This window comes from Haladaptatus sp. CMSO5, from assembly GCF_036689885.1.
GTDB lineage: Archaea > Halobacteriota > Halobacteria > Halobacteriales > Halococcaceae > QDMS2.
The window spans coordinates 2,635,342-2,653,849 of sequence record NZ_JBAHVW010000001.1 but is presented as its reverse complement, the minus strand read 5'-3'; the positions used below and the strand labels follow the sequence as shown (position 1 = coordinate 2,653,849).

The following is an 18,508-nucleotide window of genomic DNA, read 5'->3' as shown; positions in this document are numbered from 1 at the left end:
GCACCATCTGCATACGGCCTGCTAATGAGTTCACCATCGTTCACCCCGCTCGGGTACGACGACATCGACCCCGAGTTGCGACCGTCGCTCGGCATCGCGCTGCTTCCCGTGTTCGCCGTGCTCGTGTTCCTTGGCATCGGCTCCGCGGTGCTTCAGCTTTCACCGCACGTGCCGTTGCTCTGGAGCATCATCTTCGTCGGCGCGCTGGCACACTTCTACCTCGGCTTTAGCTGGGACGCACTCGCAGACGGGTTGACCCGCGGCCTGCTGATGGGCAAACAGGCGCTGTTCATCATCTTCATCATCTACGCCGTGATTGCGACGTGGGTCAGCGCCGGCACCATCCCCGCGCTCATGTACTTCGGCCTCGACCTGCTCACGCCGGTCATCTTCCTGCCCGTCACCGCGCTGCTCGCGGGCATCGTCGCCTTCTCCATCGGCTCGTCGTGGACCACGGTGGGCACCCTCGGCGTCGCCTTCGTCGGCATCGGCTCCGGGCTTGGCGTCCCCGCCCCGATGACTGTCGGCGCGATTCTCTCGGGAGCCTACGCCGGTGACAAACAGTCGCCGCTCTCTGACACCACGAACCTCGCCGCCGGGGTCACGAACACGAACCTGTTCGACCACATCCGGGCGATGCGAAACAGCACGATTCTGGCGTTCGGCCTCGCACTCGTGGGCTACGCCATTTTGGGCCTGCGCTCGCACGGCTCCATCCCCGCCGGCCAAATCGCCGAGATTCAGGGCGCGCTCGCGGGCACCTACTCGCTCAGCCCCTTCGTGTTCCTCCCGCTGCTCGTCACCTTCGGCCTCGCGCTCAAACGCTATCCCGCAATTCCGACGCTCGTCGCGGGCGTGCTCACTGGCGTGTTCACCACCATCGTCGTCCAAGGCGCATCCTTCACCGGGGCGTGGACGATATTCATGAACGGTACGAGCCCGGAAACCGGCTCAGAACTCGTAAACGGCCTGCTCGCAACCGGCGGGCTGACCGGCTCTGCGTGGACGATTACCGTCGTCGTCGCCGCGCTCTCGCTTGGTGGCCTGCTCGAACGCACGGGCGTTCTCGCCGTGCTCGCCTACCACCTCTCGAAAGGCGTCACGAGCGTCGGCGGCCTCGTCGCTGGAACGGGCGCAGCTGCCATCGTGACGAACCTGCTCACCTCCCAGCAGTACATGAGCATCGTCGTCCCCGGCCTGACCCTCCGTGATGTGTACGCGGAGTACGGCCTCGAGAGCGAAGACCTCTCTCGCGCCATCGAAGCCGCCGGAACGCCAACCGGCGCGCTCATCCCGTGGCACGCAGGCGCGCTGTTCATGGCCCAAGCGACGGGCGTGCCGACGCTCGCCGGGAGCTTCGGCCTCGCGGGCTACGCGCCGTACTACTTCTTCGGCTTCCTCTCGCCGCTCATTCTGTTCACCATCGCGGCGACGGGATGGGGTCTCTCCGAGCGGACGGCGAAAACAGGCACCGCTCAGCCCGCTGACTAACCCCTGAAAAACTCGCGAATCGGCCGAATCTGCTCGGGCGTGTTCAGCGACGGGGCGTGCCCCGAGTCGATTTCGAGCGTCTCTGCATCCGGCTGGCGCGCTTTCATCTCCTCGAACGTTTCTGCAGCGAGAATGTCCGAGGTTTTCCCCCGGAGGATGAACAAGTCTGCCTCAATCGTCTCCCACATCGCCCACGGGTCTGCTGGCGGTTCTGCGGTCAAGAGCGGTTCGACCACGCGCGGGTCGTAGGCGGGGGTGAACGCTCCCGTTTCAAGCCGTCGCATCGATTCGCGGGTAAATCGTCGCCACTCTGCGTCGGTCATCTCGCTGTAAGTCGCGTACGTCTCTCGGTAGTAGGCTTCGAGTTCGGAGAACCGAGAGAACGACGGCGGATTGGTGAGGTACTCGATGATGCGGTCTAACCCCTCGTCTGCGGCGTCGTCTTCGCTGGGAGCTGGCCCGACGTCGTTCACGACGAGGTGGGTGATGCGGTCTGCGAGCGGGCCTGCGGCGAGACCGATTCCGAGCATCCCACCCATCGACGTGCCGACCCAGCGCATCGTATCGATGTCAAGGGCGTCACAGAACGCGACGAGGAGCGCCCCCATCGCTTCAGGGCCGTAGGTCGCGTCGTCGGCTGGCCACTCGCTCAGGCCGCGGCCGGGCATGTCGGGACACACCACCCAGTAGTCGTCTGCTAAGCGCCGGGCGAGCGGGTCGAAGTCGCGCCCGACACGCGAGAGGCCGTGGACGCACACGACGGGCGGGTCGTCTGTATTTCCCCACGAGGAATAGTGTATCTCTGTGTCTGCGACCGTGACGAACTCGTCAGTTCGGGGCATGCGTGGGTGTTCGTCACACGGGCTAAAAGGCGTAGGGGGCAGTCGCTGTGCGTGGTTCGCGGCGGCGTGTCGTGTGGACTGTCTTGTCGTAGCGAGTGTCCGACTTTCCGTAAACGCGGCTTTTCTCTCGTCTCGTCATAGTATTTATTGGTGATACCACATGGCACACATGCTCGTCCATCACCAAGTGAAGGACTATCCAACGTGGAAAAAGACGTTCGACGAACACGCAGCGACTCGCAAGAAAAACGGGGAACAAAGCCACGAACTGTTCTGCAGTGACGACGACCCGAACGACGTGACCATCCTCATGGAGTTCGACACCGAAGCCCACGCGCGCGGCTTTGCAGAGTCGGACGACCTGCGACAGGTCATGGAGCGGGCGGGTGTTGTTGGGAAGCCGGAAATCTCCTACCTCACCCACGTAGAGCGCTTCGCATCGTAGTGACTACGCCACACTCGAATTTTTCCACCGTTCACATCCACTCGCTCGGAGCCAGTACAGGCCGCCACGGCACTCGATTCTCCTGGTCGCCAATCGCAAGTTCCTCCCCAACGCGATTCAGACCCCAGTGTATTTAGTTCCGGTTTGCAAACCAGTGAGTGATATTAATGCGAATTGTGTGTTGGCGACTCGATAGTGTTTGCACCAGTTCGACACGTCACCGCCACCCGTCTCTCACAGCAGTATAAATAAGGATTTCAACGAGTACACCCAATGACACGTATGCACCCTCTGGCCCGGTCTGCACTCTTTACGCTCATCGGGCCGGGGACGGTCACCGTCCTCGTGCCGTACATCCTTCTCACAGGCTTTCCGTCGATGTTCGTCCTGCCACTTGGCCCGTTTCGCTATCTCGGCATTACCCTCTTTCTCATCGGCATCGGCATTTACACGACGACGGTTGCGTTGTTCGCGGCCGCTGGGGGCACGCCTGCCCCGTCTGACGAACCGCAGTCGCTCGTCTCCGCGGGTCTCTACGGCGTCGTCCGCAATCCTATGTACGTGGGCGTCCTCTCGATCGTGTTCGGTGAGGCGCTGTTTTTCCAGTCGGGGCTGTTGATGGTGTATGGCGCGCTCATCTGGCTGTTGTTTCACGCCTTCATCATCTCCTACGAGGAGCCACACCTCCGCGAAAAGTTCGGCGAGGAGTACGACCGCTACAGCACCGAGACGCCGCGTTGGTTCCCGCGGCTTCGCCGGGCGTAGCTCACAGCTCCGGCTCGCTGACGAGCCCGAGTTGGCGATACAGGTGGAGGTAGTCCGCCTGCATCCACGTCTCTTGTAGCTTTCCTGATTCGAAGCGGTCGATTGTGATACCGGACATCTCCGTTTCGCCACCCGTCGGTGACGGGCCGCCGCGGACGATGTCTCTCGGGGTGTGGACTGTCCATCGCGTTACGACCGTGTCGTCCGTTGCGACCTGGTCGTGGATGTCGTACCAGAGCGTGCCAATCGTCTCACCGAAGTACTCTCTGAGCCCGGCCGGGCCAACCACTTCGCCGTCGTGGCCGCCAAAGCCGTGGCCTCTGAAGTCGGGGGCGACGACTTCGTCTATCACATCCTCACCGCCCATCAGGTAGTCGGTGAACAGCCGCAAACTGAGGCTGCGATTGCGCTGCTCGGGGGAAATTTTCTGTGCCATCGTTCACCACCGCCTGCCACCGCGACACACGGTTACAGAGGGTAGGGCGGGTGGCACAAAAATTCGCATTCACACTGCGCCGTACAGTCTGTCAGGCTGTCGTATCGAGGTTTTTGAGATCCCATCCGACGAATTCGCCTTCTACTTCGATGCCGAGGGCGTCGATGGTTCGCGCGAGAGCGAGGTACTCGCCTGCGAGCATGGTGATGCCGACGACTGCGCTGTCGTCGAAGAATTCTGCCAACTGCTCGTGAACTGCGTCATCGACGGCGTTGTCCACGTAGGCGGTGACGTACGAATAGAGCGCGGCGTCTTCGGGCGACAGTGCGTCTGTATCGCCCGTGTTGATTGCGTGCAGTTCTGCAGTGGTGAGCCCTGCATCGAGGCCGAGTTCGACGTGTTGGTGCCACTCGTAGGCGTTGTCCGTGGCGCGAGCGACGGTAAGGATGACGAACTCTGCGCCACGATTGTCGAGTCCGGCCTCCGTCCAGAGCACTCCCGCAGACTTCGTGAGGGTGGCGAGGGCGGCCGGGTTGTTCGCGAGCGCCCGGAACACGTTTAGCGGCCCGAGGCTGGTCTCCTCGACGAGCGCCGCGGCGTCCGGAGAAAGGTCGTCAAAATCGAGATACGGAACGCGAGCCATGTGGCTGTCTTGGCTCCCGTCACGATAACTGTTCGCCGGTCACCAGACGTGGTCGAAAAACGCGCCGTGAAAATCAAAGGGCAGGACGTGAGGAAGCGGCGCTCTGGCGAGTTCGCTGAACGTCTCGCCGTCTAACACGAGCAGCGACGACTGCTCGCCTGCGGTGTCGAGAATCACCGAGAGCACTACCCCGTCGTCTTCGCGCTCCCCGGACGGTCTCGGAACGAAGACGGGTTCGCCACAGAACGTCTCTTGGGCCGTCCAGATTGCGCTCGACCCCGACTCCACGTCGGCTTTGACGAGGTAGTTCGAAAAGCCGTCGCCGTCCATGACGCTTCCTTGCCCGTAGACGTAGCGGTGGGGCTGTCTGCGGACGGTCGGTGCGATGGTTGGCAACTCCATCGCAATCTCGGACAGCGGCTCACACTCGACCCGTTCTGTGCCAGCAGTCGGCAGCGTGTAGCGTCTGAGTTCGCCAACGAGTCCTTTGAACTCGCCGCGTTCGAGCCGGTCGAGATAGAGGCCGTCGATGATGTCGGGATTGGGGTAGGCCACGAGGTCTACGACGATGTGTCCCTCGCGCTCGAAGGCGTTTACGTGGTGAAACGTGAAAAATGACGACGCCCGAGGGGTGGCGACGACGCGGCCGTTTTCGCGGTCGATGATGATAAATCGCGTCTCGTCGGTGCCGTCCCAAGTGAAGTGTTCGATGAAGCCATCGTTGTCGAGTTTCAGGAAACTGAGCGGGTTCACCGTAAACGGCGCTTCCGTGAGGATGACGTAACGGTCGGTGAGGCCGATGCTGTGGATGTACGCCGGACGCGAAACGCTGACCGATGCGATTTCCTCACGGCGGAGGCTCCCGTCCGCCACGCGATAGACGATGTACGTACTCGGCTTGCCAAACTTCGTGAGCAGGCCAATCGTCTCTTCTCGCGCGGTGTCGTGGTGGACGTGGGCGGTCATGACGTGGCCCGACAGTTCGTCATCGAAGGCGACCGCTCCGCGCGTTGCTAAGGTTTCTGGGTCGAACGCGATGGCACGCGGGACTTCGGTGAGCGCGACCATGCGCGAGCCGAGTTCTACCACGGTGACGTTGGCGTTGTCCGTCGTCTCCGGGACGATAATCGACTTGAGTTTCGCGAGAAAGCCCGTCGTGGGCGCGGAGGCGAACTCGCCCGGCCCGAGGTGGCCCTGCTTGCGCGCCTTGTACGTCTCGGTGCGGAGAAAGCGATTCGCATACGTGACGGTGCCGTCGTCAAACGTGAACTTCCTGAGCATCGCCAACCCGTCGAACCAATGGGTGACGCGCCCGTCACCGAGTTCGAAGTGGGCCGGGCCGTTTCGGATGAGCGTTCCCCTGAGCCAGTCGGGTATCGCACCCACGATGAGCAGCGACGCTTCGGTTCGCTCCTCTGTGAGCGTCGAAAATCCCCGCCCATACCCGTTCATACCGGTGCTCCGCGGGGAACGACGATAAGCGTATTCTACGCGTCAGTTCGTCGAGATAATCTCGATAACGTCGCGGTGGGACAACTCGCGGTCTGCGCCGACTTGGCGATTCGACCGGCAGTCGATGGCGTGGAGGAAGCCGTCGCCGATGTCGGTGTGGAGGTGGTAGGCGAAATCTTCTGCGGTGGCGTAGTCGGGGAGGAGGAAACAGTCACGGAACTTGCCTTTTTCGTCCCACTTGCCGTTTGCCGTGCCGGGGAAGATGGCTTTCACGGAGAGTTCTGAGAACAGCGCGGCTTCGAGCGCCTGCTGGACACCCGTGCCGTCGTGGGCCTGCATGAACTCCCGAATTTGCTCTAAGCCCTTCTCCTGTTCTGCGGAGATGTCTTTCAGAATCTCGAAGTCGGCTTCGCCGGGGCGATACGAGACGACACCTTGCTCGTCCGCCTTCTTGAGCGCCTTCTCTGCGTGGGCGCTCGCGGGGATGATGGTCAGGTGCTCGTACTCGGGATCTGCCGTGATTTCCTCGTAGTTCGCTTGCGCTTCCGGCGTGTCCATCTTGTTCGCCGCGATAATGATGGGCTTGGTCACCTTCCGAATCTCGCGGGCGAGTTGCTCGCGGTCGTCTGCATCCCACTCGTCGGGGTCGAGGGCTAAATCACAGCGGAGGATGATTTGCTTGAGCTCGTCCTTGTTCGTGCGGAACGCCGACATCTGCTCTGCAAGTTCGACCTCGATTTTCAGCTCCTCTGCCTGATACTTGCCGTTGTAGCGCTCGATACCCTTCTCCAAGATTTCTAAATACCACATGTCGAGTTCGTTCTCCAAGAACTCGATGTCGTCGCGAGGGTCGTGACCCTCGGTCGGTTCGCCTTCTGCGTCCGTCTTCCCCGAAAAATCCACGATGTGGATGAGCACGTCGGCTTCGTTCAGATCGGTCAGAAACTGGTTGCCAAGGCCCTTGCCCTCGTGTGCGCCGGGAATCAGGCCCGCAACGTCTACGAGTTTCGTCGGGACAAAGCGCATGCCGTGGTCGCAGTAGCCCGTTGTCGGGGTACACTCCTCTTCGAAGTCAGGTGCCGCACATTCGACGCGGGCGTAGGCCTCGCCCACGCTCGGGTCGATGGTTGTAAACGGGTAAGCCCCCTCCGGGACGTCGTTCATCGTAGCCGCATTGAAAAAACTCGACTTGCCGACAGAGGGTTTGCCGACAAGGCCGATTTTGTAGCTCATTGCCGCTCCTTGCCCCAACGGCGGGTAAAGCGTTTTGTTCCGAAAACGCCGTGCGCAGCGCTGTCACAGCACCGCCGCCTGCCGAAACCCTGTGAGTTATGCTGACACCCCTCCCAGTTTTCCCATGCCCAACACCGCCCACTTTCGCAAGCTCGAACGGATGTACGCAGCCGCCCCGTGCAACGAGTACTACGAACCCGAAATCGACATCGAGGAGGGCAAAGCAACGCTCACCATGCCGGTCAAAGAAGAGCAGTTCCACGCCGCGAACGCCGTCCACGGGTCGAGCTACTTCAAAGCCTTAGACGACGCTGCCTTCTTCGCGGTCAACTCGCTCGTCGAAGACGTGTTCGTCCTCACCTCCCAGTTCAACCTCTATCTCACCCGGCCCATCACCGAGGGCTGGATGGAGGCCGTCGGTGAAGTCGTCCACGAGAGCGGGAGTCAGTTCATCGCAGACGCAGTCGTGAGAGACAGCGACGGGAACGTCATCGCTCGTGGGACGGGGAACTTCGTAAAGAGCCGTATTGCGCTGGACGAGGATGTGGGGTATCGCTGAGGCGTGATAGTCAGAAGCCGCCACATGCTGAAACCCAACGCCATGAGAAGCGTCGGGCAAATAGCTGTTTCACTTATAGACAACAATTTAACAAAATCCGTCCATTGAGAACGTATGTGGCGGCGAAATTTTATTCGTGGACTTGGTGGGGTCGTGCCAGCATTCGCCGGGTGTGTCGGGACTCAATGGGTAAACAATACTCCGCGTCACCCCTCGTCAGCAGAGGAAAGTGACTTTCAAAGAAGTGTCGCGATCACACAGGTGGACGCTGTCGATGACGCCTTTGGCGTGGATTTACAGATTGCAGTCGAACAACCGACTATCTCCCACAATCACACAGCAATCCTGAAATCATCGGTCACAAATACTGGAGCGTCGGCACAACGGTTTCGCCCGGCCTACTACAAAGGTTCGAGTAGGGGGAGCGGCACTGCAGGAATTCTTTTGTACTCATTGACTGCGCCAGACAGCCCGCCTTCGAATTACGCTCCCGAGTGCATTGGAACAACTGGAAAATCCACAGACCAACTTGTTTGGACGACAGAAGGCCTGCCGCTCACCACACTAAATCCTGGTGAGGCTTCGAGTAACCGAATAATTGTCGTTGACGACCCCACTGAAGAGGGGTGTATTCCGTCGGCTACGTACCGGTTTGAAACGGTCTATAAGAGTGGTGAGTCACAAGCTGATTCTCCCCAGTTCACGTGGGGATTCACGCTCGAAATCACCGCTGACACGTGAAAAACTCCCACTACCAACTCGGAGTGGTGTTTCACAGCGCGTCTGAATTCAGTCCTCAGCGTCACCCACGACGAGCACCGGTACGGATGCCTCGCGGACGATACGGTCGGTGACGCTCCCGAGGACCAGTCGCGACAGCCCTCCTCGTCCCTGTCCGAGTACGATGAGATCGATGTCGTTTTCGTCTGCGTACGTCAAAATCGCCTCCCGCGGGTCGTCGTGGACGAGCGTCGTGACGGTGGTCACGCCAGCGTCCTCTGCGCGCACCTCCGCGTCTTCGAGGGCCGCCGCCCCTTCTGCTTCGAGGTCTTCGCGGAACTTTTCGAGGTTCGGTTCTTCCAACAAATCGAGTCCGCGAACCTCGACGGCGAACAGGACGTGGAGGCTCGCGCCGTACGTGTTTGCCAGGTCTATCGCGTGTTCGACCGCCGCCTCGGTTCCCTCGTCTCCATCTACCGGGAGTAAAATGTGTTGGTACATACGCCACCCTGCGTACCTGTTGGATGGCTACGGTAATGAACCTATGACGATTCGACCGTATTTCGTAGCGTGCCGATGCCCTCGTACCAGATTTCGATTTCGTCACCGGGTTCGAGGCCGCCCGGATTCGCCGGACTGCCAAAGGAGATGACGTCGCCGGGTTTGAACGTAAAGCGCTCTGAGAGGAACGCGACGATGTCGAGCGGGTCGAACAGCATGTTCTCGGTGTGGTCTTTCTGGCGCGTCTCGCCGTTAATTTTCGTCTCCATCGCCAGATTCGCGGGGTCTACGTCGGTGGCAATCACGGGGCCGAGGGGCGCAGAGCCGTCGAACGCTTTGCGCGCCGTCCGCCGCGGCTGGTCGAGCGCGTCTAAGTCGTTTAAGATGGTGTAGCCGTGGACCACGTCCGACACCTCGGCTGCGGTAATCTCGTGACATTCCTCACCGATGACGGCGGCCAGTTCGCCTGCGTACGTCAGGTCGTCCGTGAAACTGGGATATAGAATCGGTTGCTCAGGGTGATGTAGCGAGACGGCGGGCTTGATGAAGAAGTCTGGTTCGTCCGGGATTTCGTAGGACATCTGCTCGATTTTCTTCGCGTAGTTGCGCCCGACACAGTAGAAGGTCGATGGTTCACTCGGCGCGAGCAGGGTCGCGTCTTCCCCGACCTCGTAGGCCGTCTCGTTGTGCATGACGACGCCGTCATCGTACTCGCCGGTAACCACCCCGTCGGGGGTTCGAACGCGGGCTAAGTGCATGCGCGAGAAGTCTCAGAGCGCTCGTTTACGTGTTATGCTTGCGGCCTAACTGGCCACATCGTGCGCAGTGTTATCACGTTAGCGCGCGTACATCTTTTCATGGGTGACCAACGGTACTACGAATTCGAGGGGATGCGACCGAACGTTCACGAACACGCCCACGTCAGCCGGGAATCGACGCTCATCGGTGACGTGACGGTCGAAGCCGACGCGAGCGTCTGGCCCGGCGTCATCCTGCGGGGCGATATCGGCCCAGTCCGCGTCGGCAAGGAGTCCCACATCGGGGACAACGCCGTGGTTCACGCGTCGAACATCGGCAACCGCGTCATGGTGGGTCACGGTGCGGTCATCAACGAGGCTACCGTCGAAGACGGCGCACTCGTCGGCTTCAACGCCGTGTTGAACGCAGGCGTCGTCGTCGGGGAAAAGACAATTGTCGCCTCCGGCTCCGTGGTTCCAGAGGAGTATCACATTCCACCAGCGTCGTTCGCTCGCGGCGTGCCCGCCATTGTGACGCCGCTGTCTGAGACCACCATCGACCCGGAAACCATCTTCACCGACTACTCCTCAGGGGAGTACACGAATCTCGCAGAGCGCTACTCCGACCTGTTCGACTAGCCGGTTCGTCGGCCGGTCAACTCCATCACGCTCAACTCAAACAGCACAGGCTCCATTTCTTCTGGGGCTTCCCCGAAAATTCTGAGCGGGATGAACGCCTCGTTGATGTCTGCGTCCGGGTATGCCTCGTGTTCGTCTGCGTCCAACTCGCGGAGCGGGCCGCGGGCGATGATGCTCCACGAGGTGTCCGGTGGCTCGTAGTCGTAGCAGGTGAGACACGCAGACGCCGTTGTCTCGATGAACGACATTTTCTCGCTGTCGGCGTGGCGGCCAAGCCGGATGATGAAGCGCTCGCCGTCGTAGTGAAACGCCACTGGAATCGCGTAGGCGCTCCCGTCACGCGACAAGCCGAGGACGCCCGTGTTGGTCTCTTTAAGGATGTCTTGTACGTCATCGTCGGTCATCCCGTGGGTGTAGGTGTACTCGATGTGGTCGATGTGGTCACCCGTCATGCGGCAATGTCAACCTCCTCAATGAGTTCAGGACGGTCGTTTCCGGGGTTGTTGACCGCCGTCGAGACGGGGTAGGCACGCAGGTCGTCGCCCGGATACGGCTTGAGCAGGTCGTACACTTCTGCTGGGTCGCCGGTGAGCCACGCGGCTTCTGCCTCGGGTTCGAGGATGACGGCCATCCGGTTGTGGAGCGGTCTGATCACGTCGTTGGGTTCGGTCGTGATGATGGTAAAGCTTTCAACGGGTTCGACCGCGCCGTCGGGTTTCCCACCGCCGAAATCCCCGAGACCGGTCTGTTTCTGTGGCGGCTTCCAGCGCTCCCACAGCCCCGCCATCGCGAACGGGCGGTCGTCGTCGAACGCGACACGGTAGGGCTGTTTGCCGGTGTCCGTCTTCGCCCACTCGTAGAAGCCGTCTGCGAGGACGAGACAGCGGCGCTGTTCGTAGGCGTTTGCAAAGCTTCGCTTCTCGCGGACGGTCTCTGCACGTGCGTTGATGAGGTTGTTCCCCACCTTCGCCTCGGCCGCCCACGACGGAATCAGCCCCCAGCGGAGGGTGCGAATCTGGTCGCGGGTGGTGTTTTGAATCACGGGGAGGTCTTGGCTCGGCGCGGCGTTGTACCGAGGTCGAAAGCGGCGGTCGAAGCGGGCATCGAATCGTGTTTCGACCTCGTCAGGCGGCGTAAACAGGCTGTATCGCCCACACATGCCAGTACAGAGGCGTTCCAGTCGGTTAAACGCTCCCCGAATTTTGGTGTGAGTTTGGTGCAATTCCGCAAAACCACCATAAGCACCGCACCCGAACGAATGGTATGAATCGACGACGCTTCCTCGCGGGAACCGCCATCACCGGGGTTGCTGCGCTCGCTGGCTGTCTCGGCGGCGCGAGCGACGCCGGGTCTCCGGAGACCAACGGCGAAACTACCACCACTGAAACGTCGAAGACCCACCCCGCGCTTGAGCACATCGACGTTCAGCCCATCCTTGGGTCGGTAGACCAAGAGGCGCTCATCGTCGCCTACGAAGACCCGTCGTGTCCGACGTGCCGCCGGTTTGAGCAGAACACGTTTCCCGAACTCAAAGCAACGCACATCGACACCGGAAACGTCGCGTTCGCGTTCCGGGTGTACCCCATCATCTACCCGTGGGGGGAGCCCGCCGTCCAAGCGCTCGAAGCCACCTACGCCCGCGACGAGGGCGCCTTCTGGACGCTGAAAGACCACTACTATGCAGACCAGTCGTCGTTCGCGGAAGCGAATGTCCTTGAACGAACTGAACAGTTCCTCGCCGACGCGACCGACGTAGATGCGGCAGCCGTCGTCAGCGACGCCCGCGAGAAGGTGTACGACGACGCCGTGCAACTCGACCTAAGCTCCGGTAAAGCCGCCGGTGCGAGCGCCACGCCGACGTTCTACCTGTTCTTAGACGGCGAGTTCCAAACGCAGATACAAGGTGCCCAAGACGTGCGGGTGTTCGAAAACGCCCTCCAGCTATGAGCCGCGTCCGACTGCCGACCCGCGGGCGCGACTGGCGGCTGATGGCGCGCACCGCCCGGCTCGTCGTCACCATTCCGCTCTACGCCGTCGTGACGTTCGTCGGCGCGTTTTTCGGCCTCACACTGTTCGTCTTCTCGCTCAACCCTGACCTCGTCGGCTTCGCGCTGTTCTCGGGAACCCTCCCACTCGAAAATCAACTCGCCTTGCTCTCGGGGCTGTACCCGTTCGTGAGCGACTCGTTCGACCTGCTCGTCGGCTCGATTCTCGTACTCATCGCGCTGCTGTTTGGCGTCGACATTGCGATGGTCACCTACCACCTGCGCGAACACGATCTCTCGGTGCGCCAAGGCAGTTCTGGGGTTGCGGGCCTCATCCTCGGCACGCTCGGGGCGGGCTGTGCGGCGTGTGGCTCCGTGCTCATCATCGGCTTGCTCTCGCTGTTCGGTATCTCCGTCTCGCTTACCTTCCTCCCGCTCGACGGCCTCGAATTCGCCCTCCTCGCGCTCGTCACGCTCCTGCTCTCTATATACTGGATTGCAGAAGGCATGCGCGGCGGCGAGATAAACGGCTGCCCCGTGGACTTCTTGGGCGAGCATATATAAGTGATTGCGAACCAATCACATGGATAAGAGGGGTCATGAGTACGGAGCTTCCAACGTTCGAGATTCCACAACGCCCGCGACGCGAGTATTCGAGAGACGGCGGCGTCACTTTCGCGGGACAGACCATCTTCACGCTCACGCCCGACCCCGAACAGGAAGATAGCGACCTCAAGACGCTGTTGGTCTCCATCCTTGACGACGACCCGTACACCTACGGCGACTGGTTCGACCTGCCGATGCCGCTGTTTCTCGTCTACGACCGCGAGACGGGCGACGTGTTCCGGGTCGCCATTCGCGCGGGTGCAGTGGAGTTTCACGTGCTCCCCGCGACCGAACCGCCGGGCTTGCAGGCGCTCTACCAGCGCCTCCTCGCGGGCGCTGCGTGCTCGTGGTCGGTCGAGTGTCGGCTGGCCGAGTGAGTCACTTGCGTGTGGCATACGAGTGCAGTAGACAGTATCCCACAACCGTCTTATCGCCCCGTCACCGAGGTGTTTTCATGAGCGTTTCGAGCGAAGTCGAACTTGAGGGCCACATCATCGACTCGGGGATGATGCAGGCGTGTTTCGGCATCATCATGGACTTCAACGGCTGGTTCAACGTCGAGGAGTTCGACATTGGTCGCCAGAAGACGGATGAATCCTACGCCCGACTGACGGTGTCTGCGGAGACCGAAGCAGACTTAGACCGTATCCTGCACGAACTCCACCAGTCGGGGGCAAACCCGTCTGACGTGCGCGATGTGGAACTCGACCCCGCCCCACGCGACCAGGTCGTCCCGATCGGATTTTACTCGACGACCAACCACCCGACGTGGGTCCGCTACGAGGGCGACTGGCTCGCCGTCGAAGACATCGAGATGGACTGTGCGGTCGTCATCGACACCGACGACAATCGCGCGTACACCAAGGTGCTCAATGCCATCGAAGAAGGCGACCTCGTCGTCACCGGCGACTCGGGCATCAAGGTCAAACCCCCAGAGCGCCCCCGTGAGGCGGGCGGCGCGTTCGGCTTCATGCAAGGTGGCATCTCCTCTGAGCGCCCCTCGCAAACGACGATTTCGAACATCGCAGACGCAATGCAGAAAACGAAAGACGAAGGCGGGAAAATCCTCGCCGTCTGTGGCCCGGCGCTCCTCCACTCGGGCGCAGGCCCAGCGCTCGCAGAACTCGTCCGTGAAGGCTACATCGACGGCATCTCCGCGGGCAACGGATTCGCGGTTCACGACTTAGAGCGCGATTTATATGGAACCTCGCTCGGGATGGACGTCGAAACCTTAGACCACCCGCGCAAGGGTCACAAACACCACATCTACACCATCTCGGAAATCATCCGGGCGGGCGGCATCGAAGCGGCCGTCGAGGAAGGACTCATCGACTCCGGTGTGATGTACGAGTGTGTCACGAACGACGTGCCGTTCGTCCTCGCCGGGTCCATCCGCGACGACGGCCCGCTCCCCGACACCATCACCGACTCCATCGAAGCTCAGAACGCCATCCGCGAGCAGGCGAGGGATGCGGATATGGTGCTCATGCTCTCGACGCTGCTGCACTCGGTGGCCGTCGGCAACTGCCTGCCGTCCACGACGAAGGTCGTCTGCGTAGACATCAGCCCCGCGACCGTCACGCAACTGTTAGACCGCGGCAGCGCGCAGGCTATTGGGATGGTGACTGACATCGGGACGTTCGTCCCGATTCTCAAAGAAGAGTTGCTGGCTTAAATTCCCGAAACCGTCGCGCGGAAGGCTTTGATTTCTTCGTGAGCCTGTTCGATGGCTTTTTTCTGGTCGTCGTCGACCTTCGCTTTGATTTCGTGGAGCGCGTTTTCGATACGGGCAAGACGGCCGTGGTCTGGGCCGCGCTCTTGGCTGGCGAATTTTCCAACCTGCTCTGCGATGCCGGACAGACGCTCTGCGAGGCTGTCGTCGTCTAAGCCCGCGGCGATTTCTGCGAGTTGGTCGCTTGCTGCTTGAAGATGCTCTCGGCTCATACCTACAGATAGGGTACAGACGACAAAAATGGTTTGTCTGTCTATTGGGAGAGTGGCACCGAAACCACGGGCAGACTCGAACTCAGGAGGATGTCCTGTGCGGTCGAGCCGAACACGACTTTCCCCGTCGGACTGCGCTTGCGGATGCCGATGACGACTTCGTCAACGTCGTTTTCGTCGGCAAAGTTCTTGATGTCGTCTGCGGGTGCGTTGCCGCGGACGAGCTGGTGGCTTTCGACGGTTACTGTGTCACCCAACGCCTCTTCTATGTACTCGATTGCGTCGCGTCCGGCGAACACGTCTTTATCGTCCGTGTCGTCGCCGCCGATGAGTGAGTTTATGGCGTACACCGTGTCGCCGTCAGTTGCGCGCCCTTCGAGGTACGAAACGAGTGCCTCGCTCGTGTTGACGTCGTTCGTGCCGACGAGAAATCGAACCATGTCAGAAAATTGGGTGTGAAGACCTTAAATGTGTTCGACCGGGTGGTTCCGTAGCTCGCACTTGCAGTCGGGGCCGTGGCACAGCCCCCAATCGCCTCTCCTCTGGTGAAATGCCCACCCTGAGGGGGCTTTTTATTGGTGGCCTGAGTCGGACTTCCTATGGACCCCAAGAACTTCTTGTTCTGCTCGCTCGATGCCGCCCTCATCGGGGATACTGCGTGGCAGGTGGCCGAGGAGGGCCACGACGTCAAGTACTACATCGAAACCGAAGACGACCGCGAAATCGCAGATGGGTTCGTCGAAAAAACCGACGACTGGGAGGCCGAAATCGACTGGGCGGACGTCATCATCTTCGACGACATCTGGGTCGGCTCTGAAGTCGGCACGGGGAAACTCGCAGAGGAGTTGCGCGAACAGGGGAAAGCCGTCGTCGGCGGCACGCAAAATACAGACCGCTTAGAAGACGACCGCGGCTACGCGATGGAGATACTCAGAGAACACGGCGTAAACACCATCCAACACCGCGAGTTCTCCGACTTCGACGCGGGCATCGAGTACATCAGGGAAAATCCCGGCCCGTACGTCATCAAACCGCTTGGCGAGGTACAGAACGTCAAACGCCTGCTCTACGTCGGCCGCGAAGACGACGGCAGCGACGTGGTGGACGTGCTTCGCGCCTACAAGAAGGCGTGGGGCCACCGGATGAAGGGTTTTCAGCTCCAGCGCCGCGTCTCGGGCGTCGAAATCGCCGTCTGTGGCTTTTTCAACGGCAACAAATTCGTCGAGCCGATCAACTTCAACTTTGAGCACAAGAAGCTGTTTCCGGGGAACATTGGCCCTTCGACGGGTGAGATGGGCACTTCGATGTTCTGGACGGGGCGGAACAAACTGTTCCGCGAAACCCTCGGCAAACTCGAAGACTGGCTCGCTGCGGAGGGGTACGTGGGAAGCATCGACATCAACTGCATCGTCAACAGTTCGGGCATCTACCCGCTCGAATTCACGCCGCGCTTTGGCTACCCCACTATCGTCCTCCAAGAAGAATCGTTCAAAACGCCGACCGGCGAGTTCTTCTACAAACTCGCACACGGCGATGACCCCGAGTTACAGGTACACAACGGCTACCAGATTGCGGTTCGCATCTGCGTGCCGCCGTTCCCGTTCGACGACGACAAGACCTTCGACGAAAACTCGCGCAACGCCGCCATCGTCTTCGAGACCGACGACCGCGACGGCATCCACATCGAGGACACGAAGAAGGTAAACGGCCAGTGGCGCGTCGCCGGAACCTCAGGAATCGCAATCATCGCCACCGGCAAGGGGCCGACGATGGCGAGAGCACAAGAGAAAGCCTACGACCGCATCGAGAACATCATCATCCCGAACCTGTACTACCGTGACGACATCGGCCGCCGGTGGATTGAGGGCGACGGCGACCGTCTGCTCGCGTGGGGCTATCTCGGGCCGTAAACGAGTTCGACACCCACGAAAAAGAGCATTTTCAGCCGTCGTCCGCTTCGTCTGCGACGCCACGGAATCGCTGGACGGCGAGCGACGTATCCGGTGGAACGACGCGGTGACGTGTGGCCGGAGTCTCCTCGCGGGGCGCGCTCGGGTCGGTCACTGGCGCGGCGTCGGTGGTCGGGTTGCGGTCGCTGCGCCGTTGGAGGTGATGGAGGCGCGCGCCGCGAATCGGCACGAGCACCGCGTTCGCCCGGTCTTGTCTGAGCAGACTGCCGAGGCCGAGCGAGAATCCAAGCCGACCGCCGGGAGCGACCCGCCGCGAGTCACCCGTCGTGACCTGTCGTGTCCCCCAGTGGGTCGTCCGGAGCGTCACGAGCGCGTAGAGCAACAGCGGGAGGTGGACGGTGAAGAACAACACGCCGTAGAGTGGCGCGATGAGGAACGTCCCGAGGTGGCGACGGCTGTAGGCGAGATTTCTGAGATACGCCATCACCGCAATCGCAAGCAGGTACGTCCCGAGGCTTGCGAGCGCGCCGAGGACGAACACGCGATAGAGCATCGTCCCGACGCCGACGCCGAGCAGGGCGAGCGGGAGACTCAACTCCACGACCACGAGCGCGGCGAGGACGGCGCTTCGCTTCGGTGCCCACGCAAGTGCCAACAGTGACTCGCGCCAGAAACTCCGCATCCACCGCGTCTGCTGGCGAAGGTATGTTGAAAATCCGTCCGGGGCGGCCGTCCACGCCTGGGCGGTCGATTGGAACACCACTTTCCCGCGCTTGAGCGCGTGGGCCGTCAGGTGGCGGTCGTCGCCGTAGTGACACGGCTTGCCGAGGAACTCCTGTTCGACGTAGGCGGTTAGCACCTCGCGCACCACGTCTGCGCGATACGCGCTGAACACGCCGGTACAGCAGGTGGTGATGCCGAGCACCGACTGTGCGCCGCGGTCTACGTTGAACGAACTCCAATACCGCATGTCGATGAGCCGAGAAAGCAGGGATTTCTCTCGGTCGAGGATTTTCGGATAGCCGGTGACGGCGGTCACGTCCGCGTCGGCAAACGGTTTGACCAGTTCAGTGAGCGCCCCCGGTTCGAGAATCGAATCTGAGTCGACCGTGACGAAGAGGTCGCCAGTCGCTCGCTCGAAGCCGGCGGCCTGTGCGTGGCGCTTGCCGCGATTTTCCGCGAATCGGTGGGTGACGATGCGTGAGTCGCGCGCCGCGTACTGGTTTACCGCGCGCCACGCCCGCTTGTCTTCGCTGCCGTCGTCGGTGACGAACACTTCGCTCACGGGGTACGACTGGTCGAGAATGCTGTCGAGACACGCGCGCATCAGCGCCGGGTCTTCGTTGTACGCCGCGATGATGACGCTCACCGTGGGCGTCGTTGTTGCGTGTCCGAACGGCCGGTATCTGAGGTAACCAACCAGCTTCAATCCGAGATACAGCGCCACGACGGCGCCGTACACGCTGAGCGGTAGGGGGCCTGCCATCAGTCGGGTTCCTCGTTGCGTTTGCTTGGCACAGTCGGGGCGACGTAGCCGGCACGCGAACTCGCGGGATCGGTCTCGAACACGGAGAATCTCTCACCAGGAAGATGAGTTCCA

22 protein-coding genes are annotated in these 18,508 nt (G+C 61.2%); 10 read left to right on the top strand and 12 right to left on the bottom strand.

The features are described from left to right. Window positions 1-24 precede the first annotated feature (24 nt). The gene (arcD, locus tag V5N12_RS14225; RefSeq protein ID WP_332899830.1) at window positions 25-1,491 is read left to right on the top strand and encodes an arginine/ornithine antiporter ArcD; all 1,467 of its coding nucleotides are present in this window, start codon (window positions 25-27) and stop codon (window positions 1,489-1,491) included. Here the strand turns inward: arcD and V5N12_RS14220 are convergent. After that, window positions 1,488-2,333, bottom strand: coding sequence for an alpha/beta fold hydrolase (locus V5N12_RS14220; protein WP_332899829.1), 846 nt, complete (start codon window positions 2,331-2,333; stop codon window positions 1,488-1,490). The two genes, arcD and V5N12_RS14220, sit on opposite strands and share 4 nt — an antisense overlap. Window positions 2,334-2,493: 160 nt before the next feature. On the opposite strand from V5N12_RS14220, the gene V5N12_RS14215 reads away from it, so the two are divergent. Both V5N12_RS14215 and V5N12_RS14210 read left to right on the top strand, forming a co-directional pair. Continuing rightward, a complete protein-coding gene (locus V5N12_RS14215; protein ID WP_332899828.1) occupies window positions 2,494-2,778 on the top strand; it encodes an antibiotic biosynthesis monooxygenase in 285 nt (94 codons plus the stop codon). Window positions 2,779-3,060: 282 nt separating this feature from the next. Continuing rightward, window positions 3,061-3,543 (top strand): methyltransferase family protein, encoded by a 483-nt coding sequence (locus V5N12_RS14210; protein WP_332899827.1) that lies wholly within the window; start codon window positions 3,061-3,063, stop codon window positions 3,541-3,543. A 1-nt stretch (window position 3,544) separates the two neighbouring features. Here V5N12_RS14210 and V5N12_RS14205 read toward each other — a convergent pair whose 3' ends face one another. From V5N12_RS14205 to V5N12_RS14190, 4 genes are all read right to left on the bottom strand, one after another. Further along, entirely contained in the window at window positions 3,545-3,979 is a 435-nt protein-coding gene (locus V5N12_RS14205) for an ester cyclase (RefSeq protein ID WP_332899826.1), read from the bottom strand. A gap of 91 nt (window positions 3,980-4,070) precedes the next feature. Next, window positions 4,071-4,622, bottom strand: a complete 552-nt coding sequence (locus tag V5N12_RS14200) for a carboxymuconolactone decarboxylase family protein (protein ID WP_332899825.1) — start codon at window positions 4,620-4,622, stop codon at window positions 4,071-4,073. A 39-nt stretch (window positions 4,623-4,661) separates the two neighbouring features. Next, window positions 4,662-6,074 carry a carotenoid oxygenase family protein gene (locus V5N12_RS14195; RefSeq protein WP_332899824.1) on the bottom strand — a complete coding sequence of 471 codons (1,413 nt, stop codon included), beginning with the start codon at window positions 6,072-6,074 and terminating at the stop codon, window positions 4,662-4,664. Window positions 6,075-6,116: 42 nt separating this feature from the next. Further along, window positions 6,117-7,307 (bottom strand): redox-regulated ATPase YchF, encoded by a 1,191-nt coding sequence (locus V5N12_RS14190; protein WP_332899823.1) that lies wholly within the window; start codon window positions 7,305-7,307, stop codon window positions 6,117-6,119. A gap of 124 nt (window positions 7,308-7,431) precedes the next feature. On the opposite strand from V5N12_RS14190, the gene V5N12_RS14185 reads away from it, so the two are divergent. Further along, a complete protein-coding gene (locus V5N12_RS14185; protein ID WP_332899822.1) occupies window positions 7,432-7,866 on the top strand; it encodes a PaaI family thioesterase in 435 nt (144 codons plus the stop codon). Window positions 7,867-8,655: 789 nt separating this feature from the next. On the opposite strand, the gene V5N12_RS14180 is transcribed toward V5N12_RS14185, so the two are convergent. Both V5N12_RS14180 and V5N12_RS14175 read right to left on the bottom strand, forming a co-directional pair. Next, a complete protein-coding gene (locus V5N12_RS14180; RefSeq protein WP_332899821.1) occupies window positions 8,656-9,087 on the bottom strand; it encodes a universal stress protein in 432 nt (143 codons plus the stop codon). A gap of 41 nt (window positions 9,088-9,128) precedes the next feature. After that, on the bottom strand, window positions 9,129-9,845 hold the full coding sequence (locus V5N12_RS14175; protein WP_332899820.1) for a fumarylacetoacetate hydrolase family protein: 717 nt from the start codon (window positions 9,843-9,845) through the stop codon (window positions 9,129-9,131). 99 nt (window positions 9,846-9,944) lie between these two features. Between V5N12_RS14175 and V5N12_RS14170 the strand changes: the two genes are divergently transcribed. Next, window positions 9,945-10,463: a gamma carbonic anhydrase family protein gene (locus V5N12_RS14170; RefSeq protein WP_332899819.1), complete on the top strand. Its 519-nt coding sequence runs from the start codon at window positions 9,945-9,947 to the stop codon at window positions 10,461-10,463. On the opposite strand, the gene V5N12_RS14165 is transcribed toward V5N12_RS14170, so the two are convergent. Together V5N12_RS14165 and V5N12_RS14160 are read right to left on the bottom strand one after the other, a co-directional pair. Then, the gene (locus V5N12_RS14165; protein ID WP_332899818.1) at window positions 10,460-10,915 is read right to left on the bottom strand and encodes a pyridoxamine 5'-phosphate oxidase family protein; all 456 of its coding nucleotides are present in this window, start codon (window positions 10,913-10,915) and stop codon (window positions 10,460-10,462) included. The two genes, V5N12_RS14170 and V5N12_RS14165, sit on opposite strands and share 4 nt — an antisense overlap. Beyond that, entirely contained in the window at window positions 10,912-11,622 is a 711-nt protein-coding gene (locus tag V5N12_RS14160) for an SOS response-associated peptidase (protein ID WP_332899817.1), read from the bottom strand. Before V5N12_RS14160 ends, V5N12_RS14165 begins: the two co-directional genes overlap by 4 nt. A 104-nt stretch (window positions 11,623-11,726) precedes the next feature. Between V5N12_RS14160 and V5N12_RS14155 the strand changes: the two genes are divergently transcribed. The 4 genes from V5N12_RS14155 to V5N12_RS14140 all read left to right on the top strand — a co-directional run bounded on the left by V5N12_RS14155 (window position 11,727) and on the right by V5N12_RS14140 (window position 14,729). After that, window positions 11,727-12,410: a DsbA family protein gene (locus V5N12_RS14155; protein ID WP_332899816.1), complete on the top strand. Its 684-nt coding sequence runs from the start codon at window positions 11,727-11,729 to the stop codon at window positions 12,408-12,410. Then, window positions 12,407-13,012, top strand: a complete 606-nt coding sequence (locus V5N12_RS14150) for a hypothetical protein (protein WP_332899815.1) — start codon at window positions 12,407-12,409, stop codon at window positions 13,010-13,012. Before V5N12_RS14155 ends, V5N12_RS14150 begins: the two co-directional genes overlap by 4 nt. Before the next feature lie 35 nt (window positions 13,013-13,047). Continuing rightward, entirely contained in the window at window positions 13,048-13,431 is a 384-nt protein-coding gene (locus V5N12_RS14145; RefSeq protein ID WP_332899814.1) for a hypothetical protein, read from the top strand. 77 nt (window positions 13,432-13,508) lie between these two features. After that, on the top strand, window positions 13,509-14,729 hold the full coding sequence (locus V5N12_RS14140) for an ornithine cyclodeaminase (RefSeq protein ID WP_332899813.1): 1,221 nt from the start codon (window positions 13,509-13,511) through the stop codon (window positions 14,727-14,729). On the opposite strand, the gene V5N12_RS14135 is transcribed toward V5N12_RS14140, so the two are convergent. Continuing rightward, the gene (locus V5N12_RS14135) at window positions 14,726-14,998 is read right to left on the bottom strand and encodes a DUF7553 family protein (protein WP_332899812.1); all 273 of its coding nucleotides are present in this window, start codon (window positions 14,996-14,998) and stop codon (window positions 14,726-14,728) included. The genes V5N12_RS14140 and V5N12_RS14135 overlap by 4 nt on opposite strands. 41 nt (window positions 14,999-15,039) lie before the next feature. Beyond that, on the bottom strand, window positions 15,040-15,438 hold the full coding sequence (locus V5N12_RS14130; RefSeq protein ID WP_332899811.1) for a universal stress protein: 399 nt from the start codon (window positions 15,436-15,438) through the stop codon (window positions 15,040-15,042). Between the two features lie 159 nt (window positions 15,439-15,597). Here V5N12_RS14130 and V5N12_RS14125 point away from each other — a divergent pair, with 159 nt between their 5' ends. After that, window positions 15,598-16,908 carry a phosphoribosylamine--glycine ligase gene (locus V5N12_RS14125; RefSeq protein ID WP_332899810.1) on the top strand — a complete coding sequence of 437 codons (1,311 nt, stop codon included), beginning with the start codon at window positions 15,598-15,600 and terminating at the stop codon, window positions 16,906-16,908. A 31-nt stretch (window positions 16,909-16,939) separates the two neighbouring features. Here V5N12_RS14125 and V5N12_RS14120 read toward each other — a convergent pair whose 3' ends face one another. Then, window positions 16,940-18,394, bottom strand: coding sequence for a glycosyltransferase (locus tag V5N12_RS14120; RefSeq protein ID WP_332899809.1), 1,455 nt, complete (start codon window positions 18,392-18,394; stop codon window positions 16,940-16,942). Between the last annotated feature and the right edge of the window lie 114 nt (window positions 18,395-18,508).

Excerpts from the sequence above, each read along its gene's own strand:
- arcD (WP_332899830.1), top strand. The coding sequence starts at position 25 with ATGAGTTCACCATCGTTCACCCCGCTCGGGTACGACGACATCGACCCC.
- V5N12_RS14220 (WP_332899829.1), bottom strand. The coding sequence starts at position 2,333 with ATGCCCCGAACTGACGAGTTCGTCACGGTCGCAGACACAGAGATACAC.
- V5N12_RS14215 (WP_332899828.1), top strand. The coding sequence starts at position 2,494 with ATGGCACACATGCTCGTCCATCACCAAGTGAAGGACTATCCAACGTGG.
- V5N12_RS14210 (WP_332899827.1), top strand. The coding sequence starts at position 3,061 with ATGCACCCTCTGGCCCGGTCTGCACTCTTTACGCTCATCGGGCCGGGG.
- V5N12_RS14205 (WP_332899826.1), bottom strand. The coding sequence starts at position 3,979 with ATGGCACAGAAAATTTCCCCCGAGCAGCGCAATCGCAGCCTCAGTTTG.
- V5N12_RS14200 (WP_332899825.1), bottom strand. The coding sequence starts at position 4,622 with ATGGCTCGCGTTCCGTATCTCGATTTTGACGACCTTTCTCCGGACGCC.
- V5N12_RS14195 (WP_332899824.1), bottom strand. The coding sequence starts at position 6,074 with ATGAACGGGTATGGGCGGGGATTTTCGACGCTCACAGAGGAGCGAACC.
- V5N12_RS14190 (WP_332899823.1), bottom strand. The coding sequence starts at position 7,307 with ATGAGCTACAAAATCGGCCTTGTCGGCAAACCCTCTGTCGGCAAGTCG.
- V5N12_RS14185 (WP_332899822.1), top strand. The coding sequence starts at position 7,432 with ATGCCCAACACCGCCCACTTTCGCAAGCTCGAACGGATGTACGCAGCC.
- V5N12_RS14180 (WP_332899821.1), bottom strand. The coding sequence starts at position 9,087 with ATGTACCAACACATTTTACTCCCGGTAGATGGAGACGAGGGAACCGAG.
- V5N12_RS14175 (WP_332899820.1), bottom strand. The coding sequence starts at position 9,845 with ATGCACTTAGCCCGCGTTCGAACCCCCGACGGGGTGGTTACCGGCGAG.
- V5N12_RS14170 (WP_332899819.1), top strand. The coding sequence starts at position 9,945 with ATGGGTGACCAACGGTACTACGAATTCGAGGGGATGCGACCGAACGTT.
- V5N12_RS14165 (WP_332899818.1), bottom strand. The coding sequence starts at position 10,915 with ATGACGGGTGACCACATCGACCACATCGAGTACACCTACACCCACGGG.
- V5N12_RS14160 (WP_332899817.1), bottom strand. The coding sequence starts at position 11,622 with ATGTGTGGGCGATACAGCCTGTTTACGCCGCCTGACGAGGTCGAAACA.
- V5N12_RS14155 (WP_332899816.1), top strand. The coding sequence starts at position 11,727 with ATGAATCGACGACGCTTCCTCGCGGGAACCGCCATCACCGGGGTTGCT.
- V5N12_RS14150 (WP_332899815.1), top strand. The coding sequence starts at position 12,407 with ATGAGCCGCGTCCGACTGCCGACCCGCGGGCGCGACTGGCGGCTGATG.
- V5N12_RS14145 (WP_332899814.1), top strand. The coding sequence starts at position 13,048 with ATGAGTACGGAGCTTCCAACGTTCGAGATTCCACAACGCCCGCGACGC.
- V5N12_RS14140 (WP_332899813.1), top strand. The coding sequence starts at position 13,509 with ATGAGCGTTTCGAGCGAAGTCGAACTTGAGGGCCACATCATCGACTCG.
- V5N12_RS14135 (WP_332899812.1), bottom strand. The coding sequence starts at position 14,998 with ATGAGCCGAGAGCATCTTCAAGCAGCAAGCGACCAACTCGCAGAAATC.
- V5N12_RS14130 (WP_332899811.1), bottom strand. The coding sequence starts at position 15,438 with ATGGTTCGATTTCTCGTCGGCACGAACGACGTCAACACGAGCGAGGCA.
- V5N12_RS14125 (WP_332899810.1), top strand. The coding sequence starts at position 15,598 with ATGGACCCCAAGAACTTCTTGTTCTGCTCGCTCGATGCCGCCCTCATC.
- V5N12_RS14120 (WP_332899809.1), bottom strand. The coding sequence starts at position 18,394 with ATGGCAGGCCCCCTACCGCTCAGCGTGTACGGCGCCGTCGTGGCGCTG.